Source organism: Cupriavidus neocaledonicus, assembly GCF_000372525.1.
GTDB classification, from domain to species: Bacteria; Pseudomonadota; Gammaproteobacteria; order Burkholderiales; family Burkholderiaceae; genus Cupriavidus; species Cupriavidus neocaledonicus.
This window is the reverse complement of sequence record NZ_AQUR01000105.1, coordinates 313262-325991: the sequence shown is the minus strand read 5'-3', so window position 1 is coordinate 325991 and position 12730 is coordinate 313262. Positions and strand designations below refer to the sequence as shown.

Here is a 12730-nt window from a genome sequence, read left to right as displayed (position 1 = left end):
CAAAGATTCCGAAAACCCCAAGCACAAGACTCCACCATGTTTACTGGCATCGTCGCGGCGGTCGGCCGCATTGAATCGATTACCCCGCTCGGCGCCGCAGCCGACGCCGGCGTGCGCCTGCGCATCGCGGCGGGCGGGCTGGACCTGTCCGACGTCATCATCGGCGACAGCATCGCCATCCAGGGCGCCTGCATGACCGTGATCGCCATGGCGACCGACGCCTTCGAGGTCGAGGTCTCGCGTGAATCGCTGGACAAGACCGTAGGGCTCGACCGCGCCGGCCGCGTCAATCTGGAAAAGGCACTGCGCCTCGCCGACCGGCTCGGCGGCCACCTGGTGTCGGGGCATGTCGACGGCCTGGGCGAAGTGGTGCATTTCGCGCCGGTGGGCGAGTCGCACGAGCTGCGCATCCGCGCCCCGCGCGAGCTGGCGCGCTACCTGGCCTACAAGGGCTCGGTGGTGGTCAACGGCGTGTCGCTGACGGTCAACCGCGTCACCGATGAGGCGGATGGCTGCGTGTTCTCGATCAACCTGATCCCGCACACCGTCGAAGTCACCACGCTGCAGGAGCTCAAGCCCGGCGCGCGCGTCAACCTGGAGATTGACCTGATCGCGCGCTACGTGGAACGGATGCTGTCGGCCGCGCAGGCTCCGGCATAAGGCGGGACACCGGCCAGGCGCCGCAGCCTGCACCCGCGCTCGCCCCGCCTCCAACCCGCCGCACTTTCCGCGGCCCGCGCGTCCCGCGTGGGCTGCCTTGGCGTACAATACCCGGCTTGACTGGGCAACCTGCCGGGCGTATATGGCCCGGCCCGGCCCGATGCCCCGCCTCAGTCCGGCCGCTTTCCACCGCGGCCATGGTACCTGCCACAGCCATTCGCCTGATTTCCGCCCCAACCTGCCGTTCTGCACGCCATGACAATCGCCCGTACCGAAGACATCATTGCCGACATTCGCGCCGGCCGCATGGTCATCCTTGTCGACGAGGAAGACCGCGAGAATGAGGGCGACCTGGTCTTGGCTGCCGATTTCGTCACGCCGGAGGCGATCAACTTCATGGCCAAGCATGGCCGCGGCCTGATCTGCCTGACGCTGACCGCCGAACGCTGCCGCCAGCTCGACCTGCATCCGATGGTAAGCCGCAACGGCACCCAGCACGGCACCAACTTCACCGTCTCGATCGAGGCCGCCGAGGGCGTGACCACCGGCATTTCCGCCGCCGACCGCGCCCGCACCGTGCAGGCAGCCGTCGCCCGCGACGCCAAGCCGGCCGACCTGGTCCAGCCCGGCCATATCTTCCCGCTGACGGCCCAGCCCGGCGGCGTGCTGATCCGCGCCGGCCATACCGAGGCCGGCTGCGACCTGGGCGCGCTGGCCGGGCTGACGCCGGCGGCGGTGATTTGCGAGATCATGAAGGACGACGGCACCATGGCGCGCCTGCCCGACCTGGTCGAGTTCGCGCAGGAGCATGACCTCAAGATCGGCACCATCGCCGACCTGATCCACTACCGCAGCCGCACCGAGAGCATTATCGAGCGCGTCGGCGAGCGCGCCATGCAAACCCCGTACGGCACCTTCCACAGCATCGCCTACCGTGACAAGCCGACCGGCCAGGCCCACCTGGCGCTGGTCAAGGGCAAGCCCACGCCGGAACAGGAAACGCTGGTGCGCGTGCACGAGCCGTTCTCGGTGCTGGACCTGCTGGAAGTGAAATGCACCACGCACTCGTGGAGCATCCCGGCGGCGATGCAGGCCATCGCCGAGGCCGACAAGGGCGTGATCGTGCTGCTGAACTGCGGCGACACCGTCGAACAGCTGTTCACGCAGTTCAGCGCGCTCGACGCGCCGCAGTCGCGCCCGCGCCGCAAGCCCGACCTGCGTACCTATGGCATGGGCGCGCAGATCCTGAAGGATGTTGGCGTCGGCAAGATGCGTGTGCTGGCCGCCAGGCAGCGCATGCCCAGCATGACCGGCTTCGACCTGGAAGTGACCGGCTACCAGCCGATGAGCGGCCAGGCCGACTGAACCGGCCCCAGGACCGAGCCATCCCAATACCCGGGCCGCGGCGCCTGCCGCCGCGGCCCTCCCGAAAACTGGAGAACTGAACAATGGATCACGGCTTCTACCCCAGCAACCTCGACGGTGAAGGCCTGCGTATCGGCATCGTGCAGGCGCGCTTCAACGAGCCGGTCTGCGCCGAGCTGCTCGAGGCCTGCGTGGCCGAGCTGGAACAGCTCGGCGTCGAGGGCGAGGACACCCTGGTGGTGACCGTCCCCGGCGCGCTGGAAGTCCCGCTGGCGCTGCAGAAGATGTGCGAGAGCGGCCAGTTCGACGCGCTGGTCGCGCTGGGCGCCGTGGTGCGCGGCGAAACCTATCACTTCGAACTGGTCTCGAACGAGTCGGGCGCCGGCATCACCCGCGTCGGCCTGGACTTCAACGTGCCGATCGCCAACGGCATCCTGACCGTCGACACCGACGAGCAGGCCCATGCCCGCACCCGCGAAAAGGGCCGCGACTGCGCCCGCGCCGCGGTGGAGATGGCCAACCTGGTGGCGGCGCTCGATTCGCTGCGCGGCCAGGAAGACGAAGACGAGGACGACGATGAGTGATACGTCGAACACCCCGGACCAGGACGCCGGCAAGGGCGCCGGCGGCAAGCCCGCCGCGGCCCGCACCGAAGCCAAGGCGCCGCCCAAGAGCGCGCGCCGGCGCTCGCGCGAGCTGGCCTTGCAGGGCCTGTACCAGTGGCTGCTGAACCGCAACGACATCGGCGCGATCCAGGCCCACCTGCACGACGCCCAGGGCTTCAACAAGGCCGACCGCGAGCACTTCGACGCGCTGCTCAACGGCGCCGTGCGCGAAGAGGCCCGCCTGACCGCCGCGTTCGAGCCGTTCCTGGACCGTTCCGTCGACGAGCTGTCGCCGGTCGAGCGCGCCGCCCTGCTGGTCGGCAGCTATGAGCTGGTGCACTGCCTCGACATCCCGTACAAGGTGGTCATCAACGAAGCGGTCGAGCTGACCAAGACCTTCGGCGGCGTCGAGGGCTACAAGTACGTCAATGGCGTGCTGGACAAGCTTGCCGCCCAGGTGCGCGCCGCCGAGGTTGCCGCGCGCCGCTGAGCGCCGCTGGGTGCCGCTTGCCGCGGCCCCGCCGTGCCGTCGCGCTGGCGCTGGCGCCAGCGCCGATGAAGACGACACCCGCCGCGGCGGGTGTTTTCATTCCTGTCTATCCCTTTGCTGAACGGGCCCCGGCCCGCCCCGGAACACCATGGACTTGCAGCACCTGGCCACCGCCTCCCGCCTCGCCAACATCGACGCCTTCCATGTGATGGAGCTGGCCAAGCAGGCCGCCGCGCTGGAGCGCGCCGGCCGCCATATCGTGCACATGGGCATCGGCGAGCCGGACTTTACCGCCGCCGAGCCGGTGGTGCGCGCGGCCGAGGCGGCGATGCGCCGCGGCGTCACGCAGTACACCGGCGCGCTCGGCATCCATCCGTTGCGCGAGGCCATCGCCGGCTATTACCAGACCGCCTACGGCCTGGACATCCCGGCGCGGCGCGTGATCGTCACCGCCGGCGCCTCGGGGGCGCTGCTGCTGGCGTGCGCGGTGCTGGTCGAGATCGGCGCCGAGGTGCTGATGCCGGACCCCAGCTACCCCTGCAACCGCCACTTCGTCGCCGCCTTCGACGGCGTCGCGCGCATGATCCCGAGCGGCCCGGCCGAACGCTTCCAGCTGACCGCCGCGCAGGTCGAAGCCAACTGGAGCGAGCAGACCCGCGGCGTGCTGCTGGCCTCGCCGTCCAATCCGACCGGCACCTCGATCCTGCCCGACGAGCTTGCGCGGATCCTGCAGGCGGTGCGCGCGCGCCGCGGCTTCGCCATTCTGGACGAGATCTACCAGGGCCTGTCCTACGATGCCCCGCCGGTATCGGCGCTGAGCCTGGACCCCAACGTGGTCACGGTGAACAGCTTCTCGAAGTACTTCAACATGACCGGCTGGCGCCTGGGCTGGCTGGTGGTGCCGGAGGCGCTGGTCGAGGCCTTCGAGAAGGTTGCGCAGAACCTGTTCATCTGCGCGTCGGCGGTGGCACAGTACGCCGCGCTGGCCTGCTTCACGCCCGAGGCGATGGCCATCTACGACGAGCGCAAGGCCGAATTCCGCCGCCGCCGCGACCTGATCGTGCCGGCGCTGGAGTCGCTGGGGCTGCGCGTGCCGGTGCGCCCCGACGGCGCCTTCTATGTGTATGCCGACTGCCGGGCCGTCAACCACCCGGCCGCCGGCGACGCCGACCGGCTGACGCAGGCCATGCTGCACGACGCCGGCGTGGTGATGGTGCCGGGGCAGGACTTCGGCCCGCACACGGCGCGGGACTACATCCGGATCTCGTACGCGACCTCGCGCGAGAATATCGAAGAGGCGATGGCGCGGCTGGGCAAGCTGTTCCGCTGACCGCAGCCGGCCGCTGCGGCGGCAGGCAAAAGAAAAAAGCACCCCGCGGGGTGCTTTTCTTGTGGGCGATGCCGGGGAGCCGGGGAATCGGCGAATCGGGCTCAGGCGTTGTGCGGCCCGTTGTTGGCTTCCAGCTTCTCGGTCGGTGCGTGCTCGACCGGCGCCTTGTCCTCGGCCGCCGGCTTGCCGGCGTTGGCGGGCGCGCTGCGCACGCCGATCAGCTGGCGCAGGCGGGCACGCTCGGCCAGCACCTTGGCGCCGTAGCCGCCATCGGTGGCCGTAGTGGCGCCGACGTAGTACTTCAGGCCGCCCTCGAGCGAGCCGGCGCGGGCGATGCAGTCCTTGAGCACCAGCGCGCCGATCTTGATGTTGGCGTACGGGTTCAGCGCCGCGGACACGCCGCCGACGGCTTCGTACTTGTCCTGGTGGACCTTGGTCATGACCTGCATCAGGCCCTGCGCACCCACGCCGCTTTCGGCGTACGGGTTGAAGCTGGACTCGATCGCGATCACGCCCAGGATCAGCAGCGGGTCGATGCCGACCTCGCGCCCGGTCAGGTAGGCCGCCTTGACCAGTTGCGCGGTGGCCTGGGCCGCCACGCGATACTTGCGGGCGATATAGTCCGCCACGGCGGCCTGCTCGCGCGCGCTGCCCAGCGTGGCACCGGTGCTGCGGGCGTCCGCGGCCACGCGCGTCACCGGGATCTGCGCCGCCAGGTGGGCGACCGACGGCACCTTGGTATTGGCCGCCAGGCTCCATTCGTCGACGCCCGACACGGTCGGGAGGCCGAGCTTGCCGCCGCGAGCAGTGCCATAGCCGAACTTGGCCGCCGCGACGTCGGCCGTGCTCGGCGGGACGGCGCTCGATACGGCCGGGCTGTGCGCGCCGCCGGGGGCAGTGCCGGCATGCGCGGGCGCTGCCACGGCGGCGCTCACCAGCACTGCGGGCGCTTCGTCACCGGCCAGCAAGGCGGCCAGCGTGGTGCGCCATTCCTGGCTCACCGACAGCGACACCGCCGAAACCACCGCCACCACGCCCAGGCTGTTCAGGGCGTACTTCAGCGTCGTGCGGCCACCGCGCAAGGCGCGGCCCGCGACCGGATGCGCGAGACGGACCTGCAATGCCCGCCTCACTCCGGGTACCGGCTGTCGGAGGCGGACCTGCAGGGCCCGCCCGATGCCGGGAAGATGAAGGGTTTTCCAACCGCTCATGCTTACCTCCATCCGTTGCCCGCTTCGCATGCCCGACTGCGGCATGCGCCCGATCTCAACGTACTCAAGTAAGGATGCCGCGCCGTCCAGCAGTGACGGCCAAGCACCTGTTGGCAGGGCGCTCCCCATGCGCCCAACTGGAAACAGGCCACGCCCTGGGGGAGCGCTACCTGCCACGACTTAACTCTCTACACTCCGGCAAGTCGCCGGAGGCGACCGGTCGCCCGCCATGCGCGCGGGTCTCTGACCATCGGTCCTTGCTGGAGGGACTTTCCTGGCACGTTTCTTTTGATGTGCACCCCTTGACACAGGGGGAAAATCCATGTTGCGACGCAACACTCCATGGAGCAGACCGGATTGTAGGAACGGTGTTATACCTCGTCAAGAATAACAATCAAAGAATTAACTACTTTCAGTTATTTGTAACAAGCACGTTTTGGTCGATCCGGCAGCACTCGGACACCCGCAAACGCAGGCGCAGCCTTGGCTCGCCGCGATAGCGCCAGGTTCGGAGCGGACAAAAAACTTACAATTTCCGCGGCACCGGCCTGACGATTTTTTTGCCGCTGCCGCCAGGAATGTGTATCGTCACCGACCTGACTGCCGCCTCCCCGGATCCGGTGCGGATGCCGCACCACAACAGAATTCACCATGCAATACAAAGACTTGCGCGATTTCATCGGCCAGCTCGAACACCTCGGCGAGCTGCGGCGCATCGCCCGGCCGGTGTCGCCCAACCTGGAAATGACCGAAATCTGCGACCGCCTGCTGCGCGCCGGCGGCCCCGCGGTCGTCTTCGAGCAACCTGCGGGCGCTCCCCATGGCGACATCTATAGCGTGCCGGTCCTGGCCAATCTGTTCGGCACGACACGCAGAGTCGCATTTGGCATGGGCGCCGAATCGATGGAAGACCTGCGCGACATCGGCCGGGTGCTGTCGGCGCTGAAGGAGCCGGAGCCGCCGCGCGGGCTGCGCGAGGCCGGCAAGCTCTTCACGCTGGCCAAGTCGGTGTGGGACATGGCGCCCAAGCGCGTCAGCGGCCCGGCCTGCCAGGAGGTGGTATGGGAAGGCAACGACGTCGACCTGGCGCGCCTGCCGATCCAGACCTGCTGGCCCGGCGACGCCGCCCCGCTGATCACCTGGGGCCTGGTGGTGACCAAGGGCCCGCACAAGAAGCGCCAGAACCTGGGCATCTACCGCCAGCAGGTGATCGGCCGCAACCAGGTGATCATGCGCTGGCTGGCGCACCGCGGCGGCGCGCTCGACTTCCGCGAGCATGCGCTGGCCAACCCCGGCAAGCCGTTCCCGATCGCGGTGGCGCTGGGCGCTGACCCGGCCACCATCCTGGGCGCGGTGACGCCGGTGCCCGATACGCTGTCCGAATACCAGTTCGCCGGCCTGCTGCGCGGCAGCCGCACCGCGCTGGCCGGCTGCCTGACGCCGACGCTGTCCGAGCTGAGCGTGCCGGCGTCGGCCGAGATTGTGCTGGAAGGCCATATCCAGCCCGATCCCAACCACCCGTCCGGCTACCAGCACGCGCTCGAAGGCCCGTTCGGCGACCACACCGGCTACTACAACGAGCAGGACTGGTTCCCGGTCTTCACCATCGACCGCATCACCATGCGGCGCGACCCGATCTACCACTCCACCTACACCGGCAAGCCGCCCGACGAGCCGGCCGTGCTGGGCGTCGCGCTGAACGAAGTATTCGTGCCGCTGCTGCAGAAGCAGTTCCCGGAAATCACCGACTTCTACCTGCCGCCCGAGGGCTGCAGCTACCGCATGGCGCTGGTGCGGATGAAGAAGCAGTACGCCGGCCATGCCAAGCGCGTGATGTTCGGCGTGTGGAGCTTCCTGCGGCAGTTCATGTACACGAAGTTCATCGTGGTGGTCGACGACGATGTCGACGTGCGCGACTGGAAGGAAGTGATCTGGGCCATCACCACCCGCGTCGATCCCAGCCGCGACACGGTGCTGGTCGACAACACCCCGATCGACTACCTCGACTTCGCCTCGCCGGTGTCGGGCCTGGGCTCCAAGATGGGCATCGATGCCACCGACAAGTGGCCAGGCGAGACCACGCGCGAATGGGGCACCCCGATCGCCATGGATGCGGCGGTCAAGGCGAAGGTCGACTCCCTGTGGGAAACGCTGTTCGAGCGCCCCGCCGGTCGCTGATGGCAGCCGGCACGCGCCGGCAGCGATCCGCCGTTATCATGTCACGCTGATGCCGGGCGCCCATGAGAGGCGCCCGCGGCCAACCCTCGCACCATCCGATGCCCGCGGCAGACGGGCCCAAGGAGGAGACATGACCACCGCCGCCCCGCTCGCCGAAGGCAACCTGATGTGGACGCCGTCCGAGGCGTTCCGCGACCGCAGCCAGATCGCGCAGTTCATGCGCTGGCTGCGCACCGAACGCGGCCTCGCCTTCGACGACTACGACAGCCTGTGGCAGTGGTCCGTCACCGAGCTGGAAGCCTTCTGGGACGCCGTGCGCGCCTATTTCGACGTGCGCTTCGACAGCCCGGCCAGGCAAGTGCTGGACCGGCGCACCATGCCGGGCGCGCGTTGGTTCGACGGGGCCACGCTGAACTACGTGCAGCAGGTCTTCCGCCATGCCGGCAGTGGCAGCGCGCGCCAGCGCACCGCCATCCGCCATGCCGGCGAGGCGCAGCCGCTGGCCGACCTCAGCTGGCATGCGCTCGAGGCGCAGGTCGCGTCGCTGGCGCATGCGCTGCGCCAGATGGGCGTGCAGCGCGGCGACCGCGTCGCCGGCTACCTGCCCAATATCCCCGCCACCGTGGTCGCCTTCCTGGCCAGCGCCAGCCTGGGCGCGGTCTGGTCCGGCTGCGCGCCCGACATGGGCCAGGTGGCGATAGTCGACCGCTTCCGCCAGATCGAGCCCAGGGTGCTGGTCGCCGTCGACGGCTACCGCTACGGCGGCAGGACCTACGACCGCGCACCGGTGCTGGCCGAGCTGGTCGCCGCCCTGCCCTCGCTGACCGACCTGGTGCTGGTGCCGCAAATCGGCAGCGGCGCCGCGCCCCCCGCCGGCGTGCGCGTCCATGCCTGGCAGGACGTGCTGGCGCACGACGTGCCGCTGGCGATCGAGCCAGTCCCGTTTGGCCATCCGCTGTGGATCGTCTATTCGTCCGGCACCACCGGCATGCCCAAGCCGATCGTGCACGGCCACGGCGGCATCGTCATCGAGCAGCTCAAGCTGATGGCGTTCCACAACAACCTGGGCCCCGCCGACGTGTTCCACTGGTACAGCAGCAGTGGCTGGATCATGTGGAACGCGCAGGTGGCGGGGCTGCTGCTGGGCACCACCATCGCGCTCTACGACGGCAACCCGGCCTGGCCCGACGCGGGCGTGCTGTGGCGCTTCGTCGACGATGCCGGCGTAACGATGTTCGGCGCCGGCGCGGCGTTCTTCACCAACTGCATGAAGGCCGGCATCGAGCCGGCGCGCATCGCCGACGTGTCGCGGCTGCGCGGGCTGGGCTCGACCGGCTCGCCGCTGCCGGTCGAGGCCTACGACTGGATCTACCGCCATGTGCGCGAAGACATCTGGCTGGTGCCGATGTCGGGCGGCACCGACTTCGCCGGCTCGTTCGTCGCCGGCTGCCCGCTGCTGCCGGTCTATTCCGGCGAGATGCAATGCCGCTGCCTGGGGGCGAAAGTGGAAGCCTTCGACGACCAGGGCCAGCCGCTGGTCGACGCGGTCGGCGAACTGGTCTGCACCCAGCCGATGCCATCGATGCCGCTCTACCTGTGGGGCGATGCCGATGGCAAGCGCTACCGCGACAGCTATTTCGACACCTATCCCGGCGCCTGGCGGCATGGTGACTGGATCAAGATCACAAAACGCGGCGGCGCGGTGATCTACGGGCGGTCGGACGCCACCATCAACCGCCACGGCATCCGCATGGGCACCAGCGAGCTGTACCGTGTGGTCGAAGACCTGCCCGAGGTGATGGACAGCATGGTGGTCGACCTCGAATACCTGGGCCGCGAGTCATATATGCCGCTGTTCGTGGTGCTGCGCGAAGGCGTGGTGCTCGACGACGCGCTGCGCGAGACGCTGCGCGCGCGCATCCGCAGCGCGCTGTCGTCGCGCCACGTGCCCAACGAGATCGTGCAGGTGCCCGGCGTGCCGCGCACGCTGTCGGGCAAGAAGATGGAGGTGCCGATCAAGAAGCTGCTGCTGGGCCATGCACCGCAGGGCATTGCCAACCGCGACGCCATGGCCAACCCCGACACGCTCGACTGGTACTTCGACTATGCCGCGCGCTTCCTCAAGGCACGCCAGGCCGAGTCGGCCACGACCTGAGCGCCACCACATCGTCCAGGCCATGCACAACCTGCCAACCGAAGACTTCCAGGGCCAGCCGCTGGTGCGGATCGGCCAGGCCGATTCCTACCTGCTGCTGGCACCGCAATACGGCGCGCGGCTGGTCCGCTGGGTGCACCGCGGGCAAGACCTGCTGTACTGGCCCGACGCCGCCGACTGGAGCCGCCCGGCCAAGATCCGCGGCGGCAACCCGCTGCTGTTCCCGTTCATCGGCCGGCATTTTGTCGACGGCAACCCGGGGCAATGGCGGGACGGACAAGGGACGGTCCATACCTTGTCGCAACACGGCTTTGCGCGCGACCTGCCGTTCGCGGTCAGCGCCATCGACCCGCTGGCTGCGATCACGATGACGCTGCGCGACAGCGAGGCCACGCGCGCCGGCTATCCGTTCGCCTTCGTGTTCGACGTGGTCTACACCTTGCTGCCCGACGGCCTCGAGGTGGCGCTGCGCACCACCAGCGCCGGCACGCAGCGCCTGCCCTGCTATCCCGGGCACCACTTCTATTTCGCCCTGCCCCACGCGCAGCGCGCCGCGGCGTCGCTGGCGCTGCCCGACACCGAGCGCAGGCGCCAGCTTTCAGATGGCAGCCTGGGACCTGCCGAGCCCGGCGAGTCGACCTACCCGCTCGACGATCCACGGCTGCAGGACACCTTCCACGTCTTCCGTGGCAGCCCCGCGGCGGAACTCGCCATGCCCGGCCGCCGTATCCGCTTCGAACTCGACCTGCCCGGCAGTGCACCCTGGCATGCCGTGACCACGTGGTCCGAAACCGAGGTCTCCGACTTCTATTGCGTGGAACCGTGGGTGGGACTGCCGGATGCCATCCACCATGGCCACGGCTTGCGCTGGATCGAGCCCGGCCAGACGGAAAGCGCGGTGTGCCGGCTGCGCGTATCTGGCTGATCCAGGCGGCGCCGCTCAGTGCTCGAAATCCAGCCCGCCGATCAGGATCCGCCGGTCGGCCTGCGACAGCGAGCTGAAATCGATCCCGCGCGGCTCCTGCCACGCCCGCAGCTTGGACGGCAGCGCCGCCAGGTAACCGGCAAAGCGCGCCTCGCCGCCCGCGGCGAACAGCCGCTGCACCTCCAGGCCGTCCCACGCCAGCGTGATATCTAGCCCATACGGATGGCGCCGCAGCTCCGGCGGTCCGTCTGCGGTCATGCGCAGGCGCGGCGCCATCCCGGGGCCATCGGCAGGCAGCGGCTGGAGGTGCACGCGCCGGTGCTGCTGGCCGATCGCGTCGGCGATGCGCGGCAGGCATTCGGCTTCGAAGCGGGCGAAGAAGTCGGTGGTCAAGGTGGGGGTATCCTGACATTGCGGGAGGGCGCCTGCGGCGGTGCGCGCCGGCGTGCCAGCCACTATACGCCGCGCCTCGCCCGCCGCGGTAGATCCGGAGGCGGCAGGCCAGGACAAACCCGGCTTATCATCGGCAGCTATGCAGCCTTACAAGAATCTCAACGGCAAATCGGGCGTGGTCGCCTACGAGCTCGGTCCGGACCATATCCGGATCCGCTTCGACAACGGCCACGTCTACACCTATGACTACCGCAGGCCAGGCCACCTCCAGGTCGAACACATGAAGCGGCTCGCCACGACGGGACGCGGACTGTGCAGCTATATCAGCCAGGTGGTCGGCAAGAATTTCGCGAAAAAGGATTCGGAGATCTGAATGCGTCCCATCGGCCACTCGCTTGCACTCCCCCGGGATCGCGCATAGAATCGCGGGTTCGCGGGCGTCGTATAATGGCTATTACCTTAGCTTCCCAAGCTAAAGACGTGGGTTCGATTCCCATCGCCCGCTCCACTTCCAGTCGAGACGAGCCGCCTTTGCCACCGTTACGGTGATCCGCCCGGCGGCTTTTTTGTTGCCATGCTTCCCCAAGACCCCAGTACCGGGCCGGCCGCCGAGGCCGAGCCGGCAGACCGCGCCGCCGTGCCAGCGTCCGCCCCCTCTCCTGCCGATCCTGAAGGCGTTGCGCATCCGCGCCGCATCCGTTCGTTCGTGCGCCGCGCGGGCCGGACGTCGACCGGGCAGCAGCGCGCCATCGACGAGGTCGGGCCGCGCATGCTGGTGCCGTACGCGCCGCAGCCGCTGGACTGGGAGGCGACCTTCGGCCGCCAGGCGCCGTCGATCCTGGAGATCGGCTTCGGCATGGGCGAGACCACCGCGCATATCGCCGGACTGCGGCCGCAGGACAACTTCCTGGGGTGCGAGGTGCATGAGCCGGGGGTGGGCGCGCTGCTCAAGCTGATCGACGAGCGTGGCCTGTCCAATGTCCGGATCCTGCAGCACGACGCGGTGGAAGTGATCGCGCATATGCTGACCGACGACAGCCTCGACGGCGTGCACATCTACTTTCCGGACCCGTGGCACAAGAAGCGCCACAACAAGCGCCGGCTGGTGCAGGCGCCGCTGGTGAAGCTGCTGGCCGCGCGCCTGAAGCCGGGCGGCTACATCCACTGCGCCACCGACTGGGAAGAGTACGCGCACCAGATGGTGGAAGTGCTGTCGGCCGAGCCGCTGCTGGAGAACACCTCGGCGGCGCCGGACGGTTTTGCCGAGCGGCCGGATTACCGCCCCGTGACCAAGTTCGAGCGGCGCGGCGTGCGGCTCGGGCACGGCGTGTGGGACGTGGTGTTCCGCAAGCGCGCCTGAGCGCAGCGGGCGCGCAAACAAAAAGCGTGGCATCCGCCACGCTTTTTTTTGCCTGCAA

Annotated in this window: 12 protein-coding genes and 1 tRNA gene; 11 read left to right on the top strand and 2 right to left on the bottom strand. The window is 68.8% G+C overall.

Annotated elements, in window-relative coordinates; translation table 11 throughout:
• Positions 1-36 precede the first annotated feature (36 nt).
• The 5 genes from A3AG_RS0125615 (at position 37) to A3AG_RS0125595 (ending at position 4450) form a co-directional block, all read left to right on the top strand.
• Positions 37-660: a riboflavin synthase gene (locus A3AG_RS0125615; protein ID WP_018008142.1), complete on the top strand. Its 624-nt coding sequence runs from the start codon at positions 37-39 to the stop codon at positions 658-660.
• 255 nt (positions 661-915) lie between these two features.
• The gene (gene ribBA / locus A3AG_RS0125610) at positions 916-2025 is read left to right on the top strand and encodes a bifunctional 3,4-dihydroxy-2-butanone-4-phosphate synthase/GTP cyclohydrolase II (RefSeq protein ID WP_018008141.1); all 1110 of its coding nucleotides are present in this window, start codon (positions 916-918) and stop codon (positions 2023-2025) included.
• Positions 2026-2108: 83 nt separating this feature from the next.
• Positions 2109-2609 carry a 6,7-dimethyl-8-ribityllumazine synthase gene (ribH, locus tag A3AG_RS0125605; RefSeq protein ID WP_012353576.1) on the top strand — a complete coding sequence of 167 codons (501 nt, stop codon included), beginning with the start codon at positions 2109-2111 and terminating at the stop codon, positions 2607-2609.
• Positions 2602-3120 carry a transcription antitermination factor NusB gene (nusB, locus tag A3AG_RS0125600; protein WP_018008140.1) on the top strand — a complete coding sequence of 173 codons (519 nt, stop codon included), beginning with the start codon at positions 2602-2604 and terminating at the stop codon, positions 3118-3120. The genes ribH and nusB overlap by 8 nt, the downstream gene beginning before the upstream one ends.
• A gap of 148 nt (positions 3121-3268) precedes the next feature.
• Complete coding sequence (locus A3AG_RS0125595) at positions 3269-4450, top strand: pyridoxal phosphate-dependent aminotransferase (RefSeq protein WP_018008139.1); 1182 nt, start codon at positions 3269-3271, stop codon at positions 4448-4450.
• A 101-nt stretch (positions 4451-4551) separates the two neighbouring features.
• Here A3AG_RS0125595 and A3AG_RS0125590 read toward each other — a convergent pair whose 3' ends face one another.
• On the bottom strand, positions 4552-5661 hold the full coding sequence (locus A3AG_RS0125590; RefSeq protein ID WP_018008138.1) for a lytic transglycosylase domain-containing protein: 1110 nt from the start codon (positions 5659-5661) through the stop codon (positions 4552-4554).
• A 651-nt stretch (positions 5662-6312) separates the two neighbouring features.
• Here A3AG_RS0125590 and ubiD point away from each other — a divergent pair.
• The 3 genes from ubiD to A3AG_RS0125575 all read left to right on the top strand — a co-directional run bounded on the left by ubiD (position 6313) and on the right by A3AG_RS0125575 (position 10919).
• On the top strand, positions 6313-7839 hold the full coding sequence (gene ubiD, locus A3AG_RS0125585; RefSeq protein ID WP_018008137.1) for a 4-hydroxy-3-polyprenylbenzoate decarboxylase: 1527 nt from the start codon (positions 6313-6315) through the stop codon (positions 7837-7839).
• Positions 7840-7969: 130 nt separating this feature from the next.
• Positions 7970-9994 carry an acetoacetate--CoA ligase gene (locus tag A3AG_RS0125580; protein WP_018008136.1) on the top strand — a complete coding sequence of 675 codons (2025 nt, stop codon included), beginning with the start codon at positions 7970-7972 and terminating at the stop codon, positions 9992-9994.
• 22 nt (positions 9995-10016) lie between these two features.
• Positions 10017-10919 (top strand): aldose epimerase family protein, encoded by a 903-nt coding sequence (locus A3AG_RS0125575; RefSeq protein WP_018008135.1) that lies wholly within the window; start codon positions 10017-10019, stop codon positions 10917-10919.
• Positions 10920-10934: 15 nt separating this feature from the next.
• Here A3AG_RS0125575 and A3AG_RS0125570 read toward each other — a convergent pair whose 3' ends face one another.
• Positions 10935-11312 carry a DUF5594 family protein gene (locus tag A3AG_RS0125570; protein ID WP_018008134.1) on the bottom strand — a complete coding sequence of 126 codons (378 nt, stop codon included), beginning with the start codon at positions 11310-11312 and terminating at the stop codon, positions 10935-10937.
• 139 nt (positions 11313-11451) lie between these two features.
• Here A3AG_RS0125570 and A3AG_RS0125565 point away from each other — a divergent pair, with 139 nt between their 5' ends.
• From A3AG_RS0125565 to trmB, 3 genes are all read left to right on the top strand, one after another.
• The gene (locus A3AG_RS0125565) at positions 11452-11685 is read left to right on the top strand and encodes a hypothetical protein (RefSeq protein ID WP_018008133.1); all 234 of its coding nucleotides are present in this window, start codon (positions 11452-11454) and stop codon (positions 11683-11685) included.
• A 60-nt stretch (positions 11686-11745) separates the two neighbouring features.
• Positions 11746-11820, top strand: a tRNA-Gly gene (locus tag A3AG_RS0125560).
• A gap of 66 nt (positions 11821-11886) precedes the next feature.
• Complete coding sequence (trmB, locus tag A3AG_RS0125555) at positions 11887-12672, top strand: tRNA (guanosine(46)-N7)-methyltransferase TrmB (protein ID WP_018008132.1); 786 nt, start codon at positions 11887-11889, stop codon at positions 12670-12672.
• The last annotated feature ends 58 nt before the right edge of the window (positions 12673-12730 follow it).

Excerpts from the sequence above, each read along its gene's own strand:
- trmB (WP_018008132.1), top strand. The coding sequence starts at position 11,887 with ATGCTTCCCCAAGACCCCAGTACCGGGCCGGCCGCCGAGGCCGAGCCG.
- nusB (WP_018008140.1), top strand. The coding sequence starts at position 2,602 with ATGAGTGATACGTCGAACACCCCGGACCAGGACGCCGGCAAGGGCGCC.
- A3AG_RS0125565 (WP_018008133.1), top strand. The coding sequence starts at position 11,452 with ATGCAGCCTTACAAGAATCTCAACGGCAAATCGGGCGTGGTCGCCTAC.
- ubiD (WP_018008137.1), top strand. The coding sequence starts at position 6,313 with ATGCAATACAAAGACTTGCGCGATTTCATCGGCCAGCTCGAACACCTC.
- ribH (WP_012353576.1), top strand. The coding sequence starts at position 2,109 with ATGGATCACGGCTTCTACCCCAGCAACCTCGACGGTGAAGGCCTGCGT.
- A3AG_RS0125590 (WP_018008138.1), bottom strand. The coding sequence starts at position 5,661 with ATGAGCGGTTGGAAAACCCTTCATCTTCCCGGCATCGGGCGGGCCCTG.
- A3AG_RS0125595 (WP_018008139.1), top strand. The coding sequence starts at position 3,269 with ATGGACTTGCAGCACCTGGCCACCGCCTCCCGCCTCGCCAACATCGAC.
- ribBA (WP_018008141.1), top strand. The coding sequence starts at position 916 with ATGACAATCGCCCGTACCGAAGACATCATTGCCGACATTCGCGCCGGC.
- A3AG_RS0125580 (WP_018008136.1), top strand. The coding sequence starts at position 7,970 with ATGACCACCGCCGCCCCGCTCGCCGAAGGCAACCTGATGTGGACGCCG.
- A3AG_RS0125615 (WP_018008142.1), top strand. The coding sequence starts at position 37 with ATGTTTACTGGCATCGTCGCGGCGGTCGGCCGCATTGAATCGATTACC.
- A3AG_RS0125575 (WP_018008135.1), top strand. The coding sequence starts at position 10,017 with ATGCACAACCTGCCAACCGAAGACTTCCAGGGCCAGCCGCTGGTGCGG.